16 protein-coding genes, 1 other RNA gene and 1 pseudogene are annotated in these 15,960 nt (G+C 46.1%); 14 read left to right on the top strand and 4 right to left on the bottom strand.

Features of this window, described 5'->3' with window-relative positions; genetic code table 11:
• Positions 1-2: 2 nt before the first annotated feature.
• Positions 3-698: an anaerobic ribonucleoside-triphosphate reductase activating protein gene (locus EAI83_RS12180; RefSeq protein WP_129975518.1), complete on the bottom strand. Its 696-nt coding sequence runs from the start codon at positions 696-698 to the stop codon at positions 3-5.
• A 163-nt stretch (positions 699-861) separates the two neighbouring features.
• Between EAI83_RS12180 and EAI83_RS12185 the strand changes: the two are divergent.
• The 3 genes and pseudogenes from EAI83_RS12185 to EAI83_RS12195 all read left to right on the top strand — a co-directional run.
• Positions 862-1,050 (top strand): annotated as a pseudogene (locus EAI83_RS12185) (family 1 glycosylhydrolase); the annotation flags it as partial.
• A 304-nt stretch (positions 1,051-1,354) separates the two neighbouring features.
• The gene (tadA, locus tag EAI83_RS12190; RefSeq protein WP_243113491.1) at positions 1,355-1,915 is read left to right on the top strand and encodes a tRNA adenosine(34) deaminase TadA; all 561 of its coding nucleotides are present in this window, start codon (positions 1,355-1,357) and stop codon (positions 1,913-1,915) included.
• A 122-nt stretch (positions 1,916-2,037) separates the two neighbouring features.
• A complete protein-coding gene (locus tag EAI83_RS12195; RefSeq protein WP_129975521.1) occupies positions 2,038-2,475 on the top strand; it encodes a GatB/YqeY domain-containing protein in 438 nt (145 codons plus the stop codon).
• Positions 2,476-2,569: 94 nt separating this feature from the next.
• Here the strand turns inward: EAI83_RS12195 and ffs are convergent.
• Positions 2,570-2,831, bottom strand: an RNA gene (gene ffs / locus EAI83_RS12200) — signal recognition particle sRNA large type.
• A 53-nt stretch (positions 2,832-2,884) separates the two neighbouring features.
• On the bottom strand, positions 2,885-3,646 hold the full coding sequence (locus EAI83_RS12205; RefSeq protein ID WP_059086189.1) for a hypothetical protein: 762 nt from the start codon (positions 3,644-3,646) through the stop codon (positions 2,885-2,887).
• 290 nt (positions 3,647-3,936) lie between these two features.
• Here EAI83_RS12205 and EAI83_RS12210 point away from each other — a divergent pair, with 290 nt between their 5' ends.
• From EAI83_RS12210 to EAI83_RS12245, 8 genes are all read left to right on the top strand, one after another.
• Positions 3,937-5,019 carry a 6-phosphofructokinase gene (locus tag EAI83_RS12210; protein ID WP_021977972.1) on the top strand — a complete coding sequence of 361 codons (1,083 nt, stop codon included), beginning with the start codon at positions 3,937-3,939 and terminating at the stop codon, positions 5,017-5,019.
• A 70-nt stretch (positions 5,020-5,089) separates the two neighbouring features.
• Positions 5,090-6,712 (top strand): DNA polymerase III subunit gamma/tau, encoded by a 1,623-nt coding sequence (gene dnaX / locus EAI83_RS12215; RefSeq protein ID WP_110102770.1) that lies wholly within the window; start codon positions 5,090-5,092, stop codon positions 6,710-6,712.
• A gap of 31 nt (positions 6,713-6,743) precedes the next feature.
• A complete protein-coding gene (locus EAI83_RS12220; protein WP_015525666.1) occupies positions 6,744-7,100 on the top strand; it encodes a YbaB/EbfC family nucleoid-associated protein in 357 nt (118 codons plus the stop codon).
• Positions 7,100-7,696, top strand: a complete 597-nt coding sequence (gene recR / locus EAI83_RS12225; RefSeq protein ID WP_015525667.1) for a recombination mediator RecR — start codon at positions 7,100-7,102, stop codon at positions 7,694-7,696. The genes EAI83_RS12220 and recR overlap by 1 nt, the downstream gene beginning before the upstream one ends.
• Positions 7,697-7,783: 87 nt before the next feature.
• Entirely contained in the window at positions 7,784-8,902 is a 1,119-nt protein-coding gene (locus EAI83_RS12230) for a LacI family DNA-binding transcriptional regulator (RefSeq protein WP_059086187.1), read from the top strand.
• Between the two features lie 274 nt (positions 8,903-9,176).
• Positions 9,177-9,830: a fructose-6-phosphate aldolase gene (fsa, locus tag EAI83_RS12235; protein WP_015525668.1), complete on the top strand. Its 654-nt coding sequence runs from the start codon at positions 9,177-9,179 to the stop codon at positions 9,828-9,830.
• 66 nt (positions 9,831-9,896) lie between these two features.
• The gene (locus EAI83_RS12240; RefSeq protein WP_015525669.1) at positions 9,897-10,736 is read left to right on the top strand and encodes a transketolase; all 840 of its coding nucleotides are present in this window, start codon (positions 9,897-9,899) and stop codon (positions 10,734-10,736) included.
• Positions 10,724-11,662 (top strand): transketolase family protein, encoded by a 939-nt coding sequence (locus EAI83_RS12245; protein ID WP_015525670.1) that lies wholly within the window; start codon positions 10,724-10,726, stop codon positions 11,660-11,662. Before EAI83_RS12240 ends, EAI83_RS12245 begins: the two co-directional genes overlap by 13 nt.
• Here the strand turns inward: EAI83_RS12245 and yyaC are convergent.
• Positions 11,635-12,246, bottom strand: a complete 612-nt coding sequence (gene yyaC / locus EAI83_RS12250; protein WP_243113492.1) for a spore protease YyaC — start codon at positions 12,244-12,246, stop codon at positions 11,635-11,637. The genes EAI83_RS12245 and yyaC overlap by 28 nt on opposite strands.
• 133 nt (positions 12,247-12,379) lie before the next feature.
• On the opposite strand from yyaC, the gene EAI83_RS12255 reads away from it, so the two are divergent.
• From EAI83_RS12255 to EAI83_RS12265, 3 genes are all read left to right on the top strand, one after another.
• On the top strand, positions 12,380-13,642 hold the full coding sequence (locus tag EAI83_RS12255; RefSeq protein ID WP_129975525.1) for a LysM peptidoglycan-binding domain-containing protein: 1,263 nt from the start codon (positions 12,380-12,382) through the stop codon (positions 13,640-13,642).
• 66 nt (positions 13,643-13,708) lie between these two features.
• Complete coding sequence (locus EAI83_RS12260; RefSeq protein ID WP_243113493.1) at positions 13,709-14,941, top strand: DUF5711 family protein; 1,233 nt, start codon at positions 13,709-13,711, stop codon at positions 14,939-14,941.
• 10 nt (positions 14,942-14,951) lie between these two features.
• Positions 14,952-15,659 (top strand): CvpA family protein, encoded by a 708-nt coding sequence (locus EAI83_RS12265; protein WP_015525674.1) that lies wholly within the window; start codon positions 14,952-14,954, stop codon positions 15,657-15,659.
• The last annotated feature ends 301 nt before the right edge of the window (positions 15,660-15,960 follow it).

Below are 15,960 nucleotides of genomic sequence, written 5' to 3' on the forward strand. Positions count from 1 at the left end.
GATCACAGCTCCATACCACGAATTTCTACTACCGGGATCGTCTGAGACAGGATATCCCGGTAGTTTTTCATTTCTTCCTCGGAGCAGGCAGAGAATCCCGGTATCAGAACTCCGTCGGAATCCCGGTAAGCTTGGAGATAATAAGCTTTTGCACCGTTTAACCACCGGCTGATCTCCTGAAAATCTTTTTCGGAATGAAGTTCCCTCACAACTGTTGTACGAAATTCATAATCAAGGTGTCCGTCCAGCAGCCATCCGGCAGTTTCCCGGATCCCATCCAGATCAGCATGTACACCGGTAAGCACATGATAGTTGGAAGGACAGGCCTTGATATCCATGGCAACCTTGTTGATCAGGTCAGCTGCTGCGAGATTTTTTACCACGGAGGGGCGGGAACCGTTGGTATCGAGCTTCACATCATAGCCCAGCTCCCTGATCCTGCTGAGAAATTCCGGCAGCTCCGGTGCAAGTGTGGGTTCACCGCCGGAAATACAGACGCCATCGAGAATCCCCTTTCTTTTTTTTAGAAAAGCCAGGATTTCCTCCTGGGAATATTCAGGCTGGGTGTCAGGCTCCACGACAAGAGCTCCATTCTGGCAGAATGGGCAGCGGAAGTTGCAGCCGCCTAAGAATATGGTACAGGCTACCCTTCCCGGATAATCCAGCAGGGTTGTTTTGTTAAAGCCACATATTTTCATAGGAAAATCCCCTTGTTTCTCTTATTTATGATACTACAAGCATACTCTCCCCCGAAAAAAGCTGCAAGCCTTTTTAACCGAATCAAGTAAGTTTCCTGCGGAGTTGCGAAAAGCAGTAAGCAGAGATGGGGACTTGCTCATGGAAGAAAAAAACATATAATTTATGGGCTACACCTCCTGGGGCTGCATTGACCTTGTCAGTGCATCTACAGCAGAGCTGAAAAAACGCTACGGCTACATCTACGTGGACCGCAACGACGATGGAACAGGTACACTGAACTGTTATAAGAAAAAATCCTTCTATTGGTATAAAGATGTGATCGCTACCAATGGTGAGTCACTTCACAAATAATCTGGCTGCTTGACTTTCCGGAAAAAAGCAGATATAATGCATTCATTGACGCAGACAATGGAGTTCGCGAGAGCTTCCGTTGTCTGCGTTTTTCTGTCATACAATAAGAAAACGCTGCAGAAATTAGTGTGGAAATTTCTGTGGCGTTTTTGGCTGTGTGCGAATATCTGTTTTGCAGCAGATTGACATGAAATACCGGAAAAGCTATAATCGAACGGACAGAAGGCTGAGAGCAGTCTTAGTATGAACAAGATAGGATCCCGGAGCTTTTTCCGGAATGTGAAGTTACAGGAGGAGTAAAAACGTGACAGATCAGGAACGTTTTATGAAAGAGGCGATCCGCCAGGCAAAAAAGGCCCGTGCATTGGAGGAAGTGCCGATCGGCTGCGTGATCGTGCATGAGGGAAAGATCATAGCCAGAGGCTACAATCGCCGCAATACAGATAAAAATACCTTATCCCATGCAGAGCTTAATGCTATCCGAAGGGCAAGTAAAAAGCTGGGAGACTGGCGTCTGGAGGGATGCACCATGTATGTAACGCTGGAGCCTTGTCAGATGTGTTCCGGTGCACTGGTACAATCCAGGATCGATGAGGTGGTGATCGGCTGTATGAACCCGAAAGCAGGCTGTGCCGGATCTGTGATGAATCTTCTTCAGATCGAAGGCTTTAATCATCAGGTAAAGATCACAGAAGGGATATTGGAAGAGGAATGCTCCGAAATGCTTTCCACATTTTTCAGGGAACTGCGGGAGAAAAAGAAGCAGGCAAAAATCCTGAAGAAGCAGGAAGCAGAGCGCCTTGCCGGGCAGACACAGTCAGAGAGAGCGGAACAGAACGAAAAATCCCGGGAGATTTACTCTTGACAGAATCCTGTGAAAATATCAAAATAAAATCATAAATGGATTTCACTATTACAGACAGAAAATCCATTCAGGTCAAACGAAAGTCGTTGATACAGGAACGACAGAAAATGGAGGAACAAAAAATGGAACTTGAAGCTTTAAGAAAAGACATGGTAGCAGCAATGAAGGCCAAAGATAAGGTAACAAAGGAAGCAGTTTCCGCACTGATCGCAGCAGTAAAAAAAGCTGCCATTGATAAGGGATGCCGTGATGACATCAAAGGAGAGCTTGTAGACAAAGTTATCCTGAAAGAGCTGAAAACAGCAAAAGAGCAGATCGACACCTGCCCTGCAGAACGTACAGATCTGAAAGAGGAGTATCAGGCAAGATATGATATCATTGCGAAATATGCTCCGAAGCAGATGGATGAAGCAGAGATCAAGGCTTATATCGAGGAGAAATTTGCAGATGTTCTGGCAACAGGAAATAAAGGCCAGATCATGAAGGCAGTTATGGGAGATCTGAAGGGAAAGGCAGACGGCAAGCTGATTAATCAGGTAGTTGCCGGATATTGTAAATAAAATAATAGCACAAAAAATCCCGCCGGATCAGTCATAAATGACGGACCCGGCGGGAATGCTGTTTATATAGAGATCATATATTATAACCTTTTTTACGCGCGCCGCACCTCGGAATGGTCTCACAGACGTTACCTTTACAGTTAACTCAGCCCAGGCACCCTCACGGCACACAAGAGCTTCTGCTTAGTGCTGCTGCATTCCTGCCCTGACACGGTTCACAGATTCCTGTTGCGTAAGACCCAGACGTCAACGCCACTTATAAAGGGCTGCTCTGCAAGATACAAGCCTCAGATTGGCATCACCCCTGCTGTAGCGGATTGCAGGTACAGGGCACCGCTATCTCCCCGGCTGCGCGGAATTTAATTATAGACTCTGAAACCGGATTTGTCAAGGTACAGACCGAAATAAATCAGTTCATATTAAGTGTACAGTACTGTACCGCCCCGTTTTTGGTGTTGCGAAGGGTGAAGCTGATATAGGCGGACTGCTTCGCGGAAAGATTTCCGATACGGAGCGTGGAAGAAGAAGCCCCGCTGTTAGGGGCGTTGTAATTGGTACTATACTGTGTATGGGTCCGGTTGTTGTTGAAAGAAACGCCTGTGATCTTCCAGCCATTTGCAGCGGTGCATTTCATGACAGCATTCTTCTGTGCCTTGTTGGCGTAACGAAAGGCGTTATGGCCGGAGCTTTTGAATTTTCCGGCAAGATTGCCTTTTACACCTGTGATGGAGACGGATTTCAACGGGTTGACATAACGAAGCACCTTGATGGTGGAAGTATAGGTTTTGTTTCCGACCTTGAAGGAAATCTTTCCAGTTCCGGGCTTTTTAACGGCAAAACCGATATTGTAGAAATGATCGGAGTGAGTGTACGGTTTTGCACCCTTGCGGAAAGCCTCCGTGGTACTTTTGAAGCTGCTGGAACCGAAGGAGTCCAGTGCGATCACAGAACCGCCGCTGACCACTTTAACATTGGATTTGAGAATGTTCTGTTTAGCAGGAATATTGCTGATCGAGATCTCATCGTATCCCAAGTCCTTTCCGGATGTGGGCATATAAACGATCCGGGTTTTGGAATAATTGATCGCTGCACTGGCGGCGAGAGGAGTCATGGCGCATACCATGGCTGCGGCTAATAAAGCGCAGGATAGTTTTTTGAGGATTTTTTTCATAGGACGCTCCTTTCCTGGTAAAAATTTTCTGTAAACATACGAAAGTTACTGATAATTTTATTTTACGATGAGATACAGGTAAAGTCAATCAATACACTCGCTGTTTTCGTGCTTTTTTGGCTATTGTACACTGCCTGAAAATGCTTTATAATATTATATTGTGTAAAACTCTGTGAAAAGAGAGGATACAGTAGTTGTTCTGCAGAAATACGTCAGGTGGAATATCTGTCTTATATGCAGACAGCAACAAATAAAATGTGCACATAAGAGGGCATAGAATGGAGGACGCTATGATTAAAAGAATCGGTCTGCTGACAAGCGGTGGTGACTGTCAGGCACTGAACGCAACCATGAGAGGCGTTGTAAAGGGTCTGAGCAACAGCGTTGAGAACCTTGAGGTTTATGGATTTGATGACGGATATAAGGGACTGATCTACGGGAAATACCGTATGCTTACAGCCAGGGACTTTTCCGGAATCCTGACTCAGGGCGGAACTATTCTCGGAACATCCAGACAGCCATTCAAACTGATGCGGGTTCCGGATGAGAAGGGACTGGACAAGGTTGAGGCCATGAAACAGACTTACTATAAGCTCTGTCTTGACTGTCTTGTGATCCTCGGCGGAAACGGAACGCAGAAAACCGCCAATCTTCTCCGCGAGGAAGGCCTGAATATCATCCATCTTCCGAAGACCATTGATAATGATATCTGGGGTACAGATATGACCTTTGGCTTCCAGAGCGCTCTGGAGATCGCAACAAATGCCATTGACTGCATCCATACAACAGCTGCATCTCATGGACGTGTATTTATTGTTGAGATCATGGGACATAAGGTCGGAAGCCTTACACTGAATGCCGGTGTTGCAGGCGGAGCAGATGTGATCCTGATCCCGGAGATCCCATATGATATCAATAAGGTTGTAGAAGCCATCCAGAAGCGTAACAAGGCAGGCAAGCGTTTTACCATTCTTGCAGTAGCTGAGGGAGCTATCTCAAAAGAAGATGCAGAGCTTCCGAAGAAAAAATACAAAGAAAAGCTTGCGGAAAGAGCGAAGAAATATCCGTCTGTATCCTATGAGATCGCAGACCAGATCCAGCAGGTGACCGGAAGTGAGGTACGTATCACAGTTCCGGGACATATGCAGCGAGGCGGAGAGCCATGTGCATATGACCGCGTTCTTTCCACAAGGATCGGTGCCGGTGCAGCGCAGGCGATCATGGATGAGGAATACGGTGTTATGATCGGTGTCATCAACGGCAAGATCAAGAGGGTTCCTCTTGCTGAATGCGCAGGCAAGCTGAAGATGGTATCTCCAAAGGATCAGCTTGTAAAAGCAGCCAAACAGATCGGAATCAGTTTTGGCGATTAATGAATTATGAGTCATCTGGCCGCCGCGGGAGTCTTTCCGCGGCGACTGTGGCGAAGAGAAGGAGAGTTTTATGAGTTATACTGCTCTTTACCGTAAATTTCGTCCCGACAATTTTGACGATGTAAAAGGACAGGACCATATTGTGACAACACTGACCAACCAGATCAAGGCGAACCGTATCGGACACGCATACCTGTTCTGCGGAACGCGTGGTACCGGAAAAACTACGGTTGCAAAGATCCTGGCGAAGGCAGTAAACTGTGAACATCCTGTAAATGGCAGCCCCTGCAATGAATGTGCCATGTGCAAGGCCATTCAGGCGGGAACTGCCATGAATGTGATCGAGATCGATGCAGCCTCCAACAACGGTGTTGATAACATCCGTGAGATCCGTGAGGAAGTGGCTTATCGTCCAACAGAGGGCAAATACAAGGTTTATATCATCGATGAGGTGCATATGCTCTCAACAGGTGCATTTAATGCTCTTCTGAAAACATTGGAGGAGCCGCCTTCTTATGTTATTTTTATCTTGGCGACTACAGAGGCCCACAAGATACCGATCACAATACTGTCCAGATGTCAGCGCTATGACTTTCACCGGATATCCATTGATACCATTGCTGCCAGACTTTCCGAGCTTCTGACAGCAGAAGGGGTGGAAGCAGAGGAGAAGGCTGTACGCTATGTGGCAAAAAAAGGCGACGGGTCCATGCGAGATGCCCTGAGTCTTCTGGATCAGTGTATTTCCTTTTATCTGGGACAGGTGCTTACTTATGATAAAGTCCTGGATGTTCTGGGAGCTGTGGATACAGAGGTATTCAGCAGACTTCTCCGAAAGGTTCTTTCCGGCGATGTGACAGGTTCCATCCATGTGCTGGAGGACCTGATCACAGGCGGCCGGGAGCTGGGACAGTTTGTATCAGATTTTACCTGGTATATGCGAAATCTTCTGCTTGTGAAGACTTCCGAAAATCCGGAGGAAGCCATTGATGTTTCTTCTGAGAATCTGAAGCTTCTGAAGGAAGAGAGCGGGATGACAGATGTGGAGACGCTGATGCGTTACATTCGTATTTTTTCCGATCTGTCCAATCAGATCCGTTTTGCAAGCCAGAAGCGTGTATTGGTGGAAATCGCACTGATCAAGCTGTGCAGACCGGCCATGGAGACAAATCTGGACTCTGTTCTTGACAGGCTTCGTGTCCTGGAAAAACAGATGGAGGAACGGCCTGTGCAGCAGGTGATCGTTCGGGAGAGCGAGGCCGGTGGAGCCGGGGAACCGGGGGCGGCAGTGACCGGTACAGCAACGGTACAGCAGCAGAAACCACAGAAGGCAGCTCCTGAGGATCTTCAGAAGATCGTGGCAGGCTGGCGTGCCATCGTGGGTCAGACTACCGGACTTTTCAAGCAGTCCCTGCAGCGTGCAGTCCCCAAGTATAACGGAGAAACAGGAGATCCCATCCTTTATGTGGAATTCCAGGATTTTCTGGGGATGAATTATGTAGACAATCCGGAGGCGAAGAAAGAGCTTCAGGACATTATTGTTGCCCGGACAGGCAAGAGCGTGGAGATACATATGCTGGTAGCCAACAAACATCAGCACACCAATCTCGCGCAGATCACAGTAGACGATGCACTTCGGGAGAATATCCACATGGATATCGTAGTGGAAGAAGACCCGGATGAGGAGTCATAAATCCGTAAACAAAAAACAGGAGGAAAGTATTATGGCAAAAAGAGGTGGATTTCCTGGCATGGGTATGCCGGGAAACATGAATAATCTTATGAAACAGGCGCAGAAAATGCAGCGTCAGATGGAAGAAAACCAGAAAGCTCTTGAGGAAAAAGAGTTTACAGCAACAGTAGGCGGCGGAGCTGTTTCCGTTACAGTTTCCGGTAAACGTGAAATAACAAAGGTCACACTTTCCGAGGAAGCGGTAGATCCGGATGATATCGAGATGCTTGAGGACATGATCGCGGCAGCAACAAATGAGGCGCTCCGTCAGGTTGAGTCCGAGTCAGCAGCAGTGATGTCCAAACTCACAGGCGGCCTTGGCGGTCTTGGCGGAGGTCTTCCTTTCTGATGGAATATTACAGCAGCCATATCAATAAACTTATTGAGCAGCTTTCCCATCTTCCGGGGATCGGAGCCAAATCTGCCCAGCGTCTTGCATTTCATATCATGAATATGCCGAAGGACCAGGTGGAGCAGCTGACCGCCTCCATTACCGATGCAAGGCAGAATGTTCAGTACTGTAAGTGCTGTTACACGCTGACAGATCAGGAGCTTTGTCCGATCTGCGCCAATCCCAAAAGGGATCACAGCACGATCATGGTGGTTGAGAATACCAGGGATCTGGCAGCATATGAGAAAACAGGTAAATTTGACGGTGTATATCATGTACTTCATGGTGCAATCTCCCCGATGCTTGGGATCGGGCCGGATGATATCAAACTGAAGGAACTGATGAAGCGCCTTCAGGGGGATGTAAAGGAAGTTATTGTGGCAACCAATTCCAGTCTTGAAGGCGAAACGACAGCTATGTACATCAGTAAGCTGATCAAACCGACCGGGATCAAAGTAAGCCGTATCGCCAGCGGAGTTCCGGTGGGCGGTGATCTGGAGTATATTGATGAGGTGACACTTCTCCGGGCACTGGAAGGAAGAGTGGAACTATAACCGGATCAGGTGAAAAATTCCCTGAGGGATTGCAAAAAGTGATAAGCAGCCAGGAAATTTCCCCAGGTTATAAAGGAGGTGAGACTGGTGGCAAAAAAGAAAGCAACCTCATCGGATGTGGCAGCACGCGCAGGAGTTTCCCAGGCAACGGTATCCATGGTGCTGAACCGGAAATATAATGTTTCTTTTTCGAGAGAAACTGTAGAGCGGGTGGAGCAGGCGGCCAGAGAGCTTGGCTATGAGCTTCCCGGACGTCGGAAACACAAAGCTGACAGAAAAGAAAAGCTGATCGTTGTTTTCTGCCCCACACTCACCAGTCCCTATTATGTACTGCTGCTTCAGGGGATCGAGGCTGTGGCCAATGAGCAGGGATATGGGGTATTTATCTGCAACACCCAGCGCGATGCGGGGCTGGAAGAAAAATATCTCCGTATGATGCAGACCATGCGGCCGGCAGGGATCATCTATACCTGCAATCCTCATCCGGATTTCCAGCATCAGGTAGAAAAGATTGCAAAAGAAACACCGCTGGTCATCATCAGCAACAAGGAAAAAACAACCACGGTAGATGCTATCAATCAGGACAACACAGTGGTAGGAAGGCTGATGGCCAGACATCTTCTTGATCTGGGGCACACGGATGTGGCATTTATCACGCCGCCACTTACCAGACGGCAGTGGCAGCGCTCCAAGCGTGTGGAGGGTTTTGTCCGCGAGTTTGAAAAAGAGGGAAAAAAGGATCATGTGCTCATCAAGGCGGCAGATGAGTCCAATGACAGAAAGATCCCGCGGATGGATTCCGAGTATGCCATGGGCTACGAGCTGACTATGGAGCTTCTCCAGGAAGGACAGAAATTTACGGCTATCGCAGGACAGAATGACATGATGGCCATAGGCGCCATTGATGCGCTGCATGAAATGAGGATACACGTTCCGAAGGATGTTTCTGTCATAGGGTGCGACAATATTTTTTATTCCGGCATTCGCAGGATCTCCCTGACAACCATTGATCATTTTGTTGCGCTGAAGGGAAGAGATGCCTGTGACATCATCATCCGTAAGATCGACATGAATGATAAATTTTACCTGGATGAAAGACCTGCCAGCCTGTATAATATCGAATATACCCCGAAGCTGATCACGCGCCGCACGACGGGGTATGCAAGACTGGACAGAAACCAGTCTGATGAACAGAAAAATAAATAATAGCGCAAAAATTATTAATAATAATATATAGAGAGAGTTTCCATGACACATTTGAATAGAAACCTTGTTAGCTACGATAATTACGGCGATATTCGAATTGAGGAAAATGGAAAGAAGCTGTTTTGGGTGAAAAAATTGACAGGCACTATTAATAAAATGTTATTTTATTAATAAAATATTTATTAATAAAAAACAGGTGCCTTGACCCCCGCAATGAGTTTGTTATAATGGAATCATCAAGAAAAAGAACGAACGTAAACAGGAGGAAAAAACAATGAAATTTTTTATCGACACAGCTAAAGTAGAGGATATCAGAGAAGCAAATGACATGGGAGTTATCTGTGGAGTTACAACAAACCCGTCTCTGATCGCCAAAGAAGGAAGAGACTTCAACGAGGTGATCAAAGAGATCACAACGATCGTTGACGGACCGATCAGCGGTGAGGTTAAAGCTACCACAACAGATGCAGAGGGAATGATCCGTGAGGGACGTGAGATCGCAGCCATCCATCCGAACATGGTTGTTAAGATTCCTATGACAACAGAGGGACTGAAGGCAGTTAAGGTTCTTTCCTCTGAGGGGATCAAGACAAACGTTACTCTGATCTTTTCTGCTAACCAGGCACTTCTTGCAGCAAGAGCAGGTGCTACATATGTATCTCCGTTCCTTGGAAGACTGGATGACATCTCCACAGATGGCGTTGAGCTGATCCAGCAGATCGCTGAGATGTTTGCAGTTGCAGATATCCCGACAGAGATCATCGCAGCAAGCGTTCGTCATCCAATGCATGTAACTGCATGTGCACTTGCAGGCGCAGATATCGCTACGGTACCGTTCAAGGTAATTGAGCAGATGACACATCATCCGCTGACAGATGCAGGTATCGCTAAATTTCAGGCTGATTACAAGGCAGTATTCGGTGAGTGATCGAAACCTCTTTTATATACAAATTCCCTGTGAACAGCAGGGCACTAAAAAGGAGACATTAATAACATGGATAAGTTAGAACTTCAGAAAGTTGCCAACGAAGTCCGCAAGGATATCGTAACAGCAGTCCATGCAGCAAAGGCCGGCCATCCGGGCGGATCCCTTTCTGCAGCAGACGTGTTCACCTATTTATATTTTGAAGAGATGAACATCGATCCGAAGGATCCTAAGAAGGCAGACCGTGACCGTTTTGTCCTTTCCAAAGGACATACAGCACCGGGACTCTATTCTGTACTTGCAGAGAGAGGATATTTTCCAAAAGAGGATCTGAAAACACTTCGTCATCTGGGCTCCTATCTTCAGGGACATCCGGATATGAAGCATATTCCGGGCGTTGATATGTCCAGTGGTTCTCTTGGTCAGGGAATCTCTGCAGCAGCAGGTATGGCTCTTTCTGCCAAACTCAGTAATGATGACTATCGAGTATATACATTGCTGGGTGATGGTGAGATCGAGGAAGGCCAGGTGTGGGAGGCAGCTATGTTCGCAGGCTTCCGTAAACTGGACAACCTGGTTGTGATCGTAGATAACAATGGACTTCAGATCGATGGTGACATTGCAGATGTATGCTCCCCGTATCCGATCGACAAGAAATTTGAAGCTTTCAATTTCCATGTGATCAATGTTGCGGACGGCAACGATATGGATCAGCTGAAGGCTGCTTTTGATGAGGCAAGAGCTACAAAGGGTATGCCGACAGCTATCATCATGAAAACAGTAAAAGGTAAAGGCGTTTCCTACATGGAGAACGCAGTAGGCTGGCACGGAAAAGCTCCGAATGACGAGCAGTATGCACAGGCAATGGAAGATCTGGAGAAGGTAGGTGAAGCATTATGTCAGAAGTAAAGAAAATCGCAACGAGAGCAAGCTACGGCAGTGCCCTCATAGAATTAGGAAAAAAACACGAGGATCTTATCGTTCTTGACGCTGACCTTGCTGCAGCTACACAGACAGGTATGTTTAAAAAAGAATTCCCGGAGCGTCACATTGACTGCGGTATCGCAGAGTGCAACATGATGGGTATTGCAGCAGGAATCGCTTCCACAGGTAAGGTTCCCTTTGCAAGTACTTTTGCAATGTTTGCAGCAGGACGTGCTTATGAGCAGGTTCGTAACTCCATCGGATATCCGAAGCTGAATGTAAAGATCGGAGCAACTCACGGCGGTATTTCTGTAGGTGAAGATGGCGCCACACATCAGTGCCTGGAGGATTTTGCCCTGATGAGAGTGATTCCGGGCATGGTCGTTGCAAGTCCTTCTGATGATATCGAAGCAAAAGCTATGGTTGCTGCTGCTTACGAGCATCAGGGACCGGTATACATGAGATTCGGACGTCTTGCTGTTCCGGTTATCAATGACAGACCGGATTATAAATTTGAGCTTGGTAAGGGCATCGTTCTCCGCGAGGGAAAAGATCTTACCATCATCGCAAACGGACTTTGCGTTGCACCGGCTCTTGAAGCAGCTGAGAAGCTTGCAGCAGACGGAATCGATGCAAAAGTGATTAATATCCATACCATCAAGCCTCTGGATGAGGACCTTGTTGTTGCAGCTGCCAAAGAAACCGGCAAGGTTGTAACTGTTGAGGAGCATTCCATCATCGGCGGTCTTGGCGGAGCTGTATGCGAGTGCCTGGCTGAGAAGGCACCGGTACCGGTTAAACGTATCGGAATCCATGATGTATTCGGTGAGTCCGGTCCGGCATTAGAACTTCTTCATAAATACGGTCTCGATGCAGAGGGTATCTATAAGCAGATCAAGGAGTTCGCATAATCAAGATCAACAGGGGATAAGTCTGTTTCTGCAGGAAGTATCTTAAGGATCCCGCAGGCGATCACATCTGCAAGTGCTACCACGGTGGAGAGCCGGGTAGTCTGAAGGGTAAGCTGCTCCATGATTCCGGCAGTATTTACAATGCCGGTGATATGGATGTCCCCTACAGGTGGAAGATCTTTCTGAACACCAGCACCTGGGTAAAGTGCACCATTTCCAATGGTCACATAGCCCAGGTGTTTTTTTTGTCCAAGAGAAGCGTCTATGGCGATCACGAGGGCGTGTGGATGAAGCCTTGTGATAAGCGATGAAGTTTTTTCCAAGTTCAGGGCATGGACCGGGCAGGAAAGAGTGCCGTAGACAAAAATATGTCCGGTTTCATGAGGATGAAGAAGGTGTCCGATATATGGACCTAAACAATCTCCGGTAACACGATCACTGCCAATGCATAAAAACACGATCTCAGTCCATTTTTTAGGACAGTGAAGAATGCATTTTTTCAGAAGATAAGCAATCTCGCCGGATGAACTGCTTTTTCCGGCATCAATGTAAAAAGCCATGAGAAACCTCGATTCTTTTTTCACTCTATCATATCCTGAAAAAAGGAAAAATATGCATGGTGCGGAATCTGTCGCTAAATTCTGTGGACAGACTCTTACATTCTGCTAAAATCCGCATTTTTACTGTGCTATGCTTGGACAGAAGGAGTGATATGAGATGATAGAAGTCATTTATAAGGAGGACACAACAGAACAGGAAGCCGCACAGGAATCGTTTTCCATGCCTAGAAATGTAAGGCAGATCGGGCTGGCGAACGGAGATTACAGGATTTATATAGAAGATTATGTATACACATTTCTCTGCAGCCTGGCAGAAGATGAAAAGCCGGAAGGCCAGGGAAGTGTGGCGGTACTTACAGGTGAAATTCAATGGACTGCAGATATGACCTGTATTTTTATAAAAGGTGCCATTGCAGCAGACGGCATGGAGGCTGCGGCAGAACATATTGACTTTTCGGAAAAACTCTGGCAGAAACTGCAGGAGGATAAGGATCAGTATTTTCCGGAGCAGGAGATCGTGGGATGGTTTTTTGCACAGCCTCAGATAGCAATGGAGATCACGGAGCTTTTTGTGAAAGTACATCTCAGACATTTCGGAGGGGAAAAGATCCTGATGCTGATGGATCCTGGAGAACGGGAGGATGCCTTTTTCCGTTATGATGGCGGCATGATGGCAAAACTGAGCGGGTATTATATTTATTATGAGAAAAATTCTCAGATGCAGACGTATATGATCGAACGTAGCCAGAAAGAGGGCGGAGAGGCATCCGAGGAAGTGGAGGACAGGGCTGTCAGAAATTTCAGAAAGATCATAGACAGTAAAAATCCGGAGGAACGGGGAGAAGAGAAAACTTCTGTTTTTTCTTATGCGGCTACGGTGTGTTTGGCACTGGCAGTTCTTGTGGCTGGAGTGGGCTTTTATCGGAATCAGCAGGAAAAAACAGAGGTTCCGGAAGATTATCGCGCCGCTTCTGCTTCGGTGGTGCAGATAACACCTGCAGTAACAGAACCGGTGCGGAGTGTATCGGTTTCGCCAAAGGCGGTGCAGATGCAGAAACCGGTGCAGACACAAAAACCGGTACAGACGCAGGAAGCTGTGCGGGGAACTCCGGTCCCGACGGAAACCACGCAGAAAAGAGAAAAAATCTCAATAACACCGGAACCTCGAAGTTCAAAAAAACAGTCTGTTTCAGAAGCAACGCAAAAAAAAGATAATAAAACAGAAGAGAAAAAAACAGAAGAGACTTCATCGGCTGCAGGAAATCCTGGAGAAACTTATGTGATCCGCCCGGGAGACACCTTGTATCAGATCAGTCTGAACCGCTATGGCACTGTAGCGGCGATGGAACAGATCTGTGCATTAAACGGAATTTCTGCCAATGAGATCATTTATCCCGGGCAGGTAATTGTACTACCCTGATGGAGTGTGCTATAATAACTGGAAAACCAATTACAAAATAAAATACTTAAGGTAAGGGATACGGTTGTGAATATCATAAAAAAAATACAGAAAAAACAAAAGCGTAAAAAGCTGATGAGGCAAAAAGCCAGGCTTGCACAGGAACAGGCTGCGCAGGAAGGCGCTCACTACGGGAGAACTTCTCATCGCCGAAGGATTTCAAGAAAGGGGAAAAAGGTGATCACAGCGGCAGTGATCGCTGCTGCAGTCTGCCTGGTTTTTCTCTATGCAGAAAAAAGAAGCTATCACAGCTATAAAGTATTAAATACAAGCGAACAGGAAGATGTTGTGTCCACACAGTATGTGGACATGGATGGAGATATCCTGAGATACAGTCCGGATGGAGTATCTGTTGTGGACAACAGCATGAATACGATCTGGAATGAAACCTATACAATGCAGAATCCTATTGCAGATGTGAATGGAAGCAGGGCGGTTGTTGCAGACAGCGAGGGAACATCGCTTTATATCTGCGACAAAAAAGGTGTGACCGGAACTGTAACAACATCTTATGCTATTGTAAAAGTGCGGATCGCATCGAATGGAATGGTTGCAGTGATCCTGGACAATGATGATAATACCTGGATCAATTTTTATAATCCGGATGGCAGTCTGGTCGCGGAAAATCTGACTAAGATCGATGATCCGGGATATCCCATGGATGTAGCAGTGTCTGATAACGGAGTGATGATGGTAACAGTCCAGTATGTTGATGGAAGCAAGACTACCAGCTATGTGGCATTTTATAATTATGGGGATGTAGGGCAGAATGAGGATGATCGGATCGTAAGTGGTTATACCTATGAGAATGTAGTGATCCCGCAGGTGGAATGTATCAGTGACAGTAAGTATATTGCTTTGCGAGATGATGGATTTTCTACTTACCAGGGAAGCCAGATTCCTAAAGAAAGCAAAACAGTCAATGTAAAACAGGAGATCGTAAGTACATTTTTCAGTGATGACAGGATTGGCCTGGTATTTAAAAACAATAATAAAGATGATCTGTATACAATGGAAGTCTATAGTATGAGCGGACAGCTGAAATTCCGTAAAAATTTCAATATTCCATATACGACTATAAAAATGAGCGGAGATAATATCATCATGTATAACAGCTCGCAGATCTGCGTGATGAACAACCGTGGCGTACAGAAATATGCCGGAAATGTAGATGGAACGATCCGGGATTTCTTTAAGATCGGATGGAATAAATATCTTATGGTACTGGATACAGGCGTCAGCACCATAAAATTCAGTTAAGGGGGCAGATATGAACTGGACATGGCTTGGACTGGCTGTGCTGGTCCTGCTTGCCTTTTCCATGGTGGATGGATACAGGCATGGCTTTGTAAAAGAAGTAGTATCTGCATTGCTTGTTCTGATCTCCGTTGCTCTGGTATGGCTGATCAATCCTTATGTGAATCAGTTCATACGTGAGAATACGTCTGTTTATGAAAAAATCCAGACTGCCAGCGGATCGTTTGTGGATTCTCTGGCAGATGGAAAAGAAACCATGGATGAGGAGGAACAGAAGGAGCTGATCAGCAGCATGGATATTCCGGATCTCCTCCAGAAGGGAATAACAGAAAATAATACGGCATTGGTGTATCAATATCTGGCGGTTAATACATTTGCAGGGTATATTTCCGGATATCTGGCCAATGTAGCAGTGAACTGTCTTTCTTTTTTGGTATCATACATACTTTCCTCAATCCTGATCCATGTGCTGGCGTATGCCATGGATCTCCTGGCAAGATTGCCGGTCATCCGTGGAATCAACAAAATAGCCGGCGCCGTAGTAGGAGGCATGAAGTGTATTGTTTTTGTATGGGTCGGAATGCTGGTACTTACGATTTTATGCAACACGGAAATAGGGCAAAAGGGTCTGGGACTGATCCGGGGTGATACAGTACTGGATTTTCTTTATGATAAAAATATTTTTATCCGTATTTTTACAGGAATATTTTATGGTGGGTAAAAGAAACCGCATTTTGCAGACGGAAAAGCACCAGGATACAGGTGGTGACCATGTCTGTGAAATGCGGTTTTTGGCGAAAAAATACGTTTTTTAGAAAAAAATGAAATTTATGTAAAAAACATGTTGACAGGTAATGGGAAAAATGATATTCTATCAGAGTTGTTAGGGACAAATTGTTTTTAAGAAACAGATAAATACATCTGCTTTCAGAAAAATAAAAAAGTAGTTGACAAAAGACAGAAGATATGATAAAGTATCCAAGTCGTCAACGAAACGACAACAAAATCTTAACTCAAAAATG

This window comes from Blautia sp. aa_0143, from assembly GCF_004167315.1.
GTDB classification, from domain to species: domain Bacteria; phylum Bacillota; class Clostridia; order Lachnospirales; family Lachnospiraceae; genus Blautia_A; species Blautia_A fusiformis.

Excerpts from the sequence above, each read along its gene's own strand:
- EAI83_RS12180 (WP_129975518.1), bottom strand. The coding sequence starts at position 698 with ATGAAAATATGTGGCTTTAACAAAACAACCCTGCTGGATTATCCGGGA.
- EAI83_RS12195 (WP_129975521.1), top strand. The coding sequence starts at position 2,038 with ATGGAACTTGAAGCTTTAAGAAAAGACATGGTAGCAGCAATGAAGGCC.
- EAI83_RS12205 (WP_059086189.1), bottom strand. The coding sequence starts at position 3,646 with ATGAAAAAAATCCTCAAAAAACTATCCTGCGCTTTATTAGCCGCAGCC.
- EAI83_RS12210 (WP_021977972.1), top strand. The coding sequence starts at position 3,937 with ATGATTAAAAGAATCGGTCTGCTGACAAGCGGTGGTGACTGTCAGGCA.
- dnaX (WP_110102770.1), top strand. The coding sequence starts at position 5,090 with ATGAGTTATACTGCTCTTTACCGTAAATTTCGTCCCGACAATTTTGAC.
- EAI83_RS12220 (WP_015525666.1), top strand. The coding sequence starts at position 6,744 with ATGGCAAAAAGAGGTGGATTTCCTGGCATGGGTATGCCGGGAAACATG.
- recR (WP_015525667.1), top strand. The coding sequence starts at position 7,100 with ATGGAATATTACAGCAGCCATATCAATAAACTTATTGAGCAGCTTTCC.
- fsa (WP_015525668.1), top strand. The coding sequence starts at position 9,177 with ATGAAATTTTTTATCGACACAGCTAAAGTAGAGGATATCAGAGAAGCA.
- EAI83_RS12240 (WP_015525669.1), top strand. The coding sequence starts at position 9,897 with ATGGATAAGTTAGAACTTCAGAAAGTTGCCAACGAAGTCCGCAAGGAT.
- EAI83_RS12245 (WP_015525670.1), top strand. The coding sequence starts at position 10,724 with ATGTCAGAAGTAAAGAAAATCGCAACGAGAGCAAGCTACGGCAGTGCC.
- EAI83_RS12255 (WP_129975525.1), top strand. The coding sequence starts at position 12,380 with ATGATAGAAGTCATTTATAAGGAGGACACAACAGAACAGGAAGCCGCA.
- EAI83_RS12265 (WP_015525674.1), top strand. The coding sequence starts at position 14,952 with ATGAACTGGACATGGCTTGGACTGGCTGTGCTGGTCCTGCTTGCCTTT.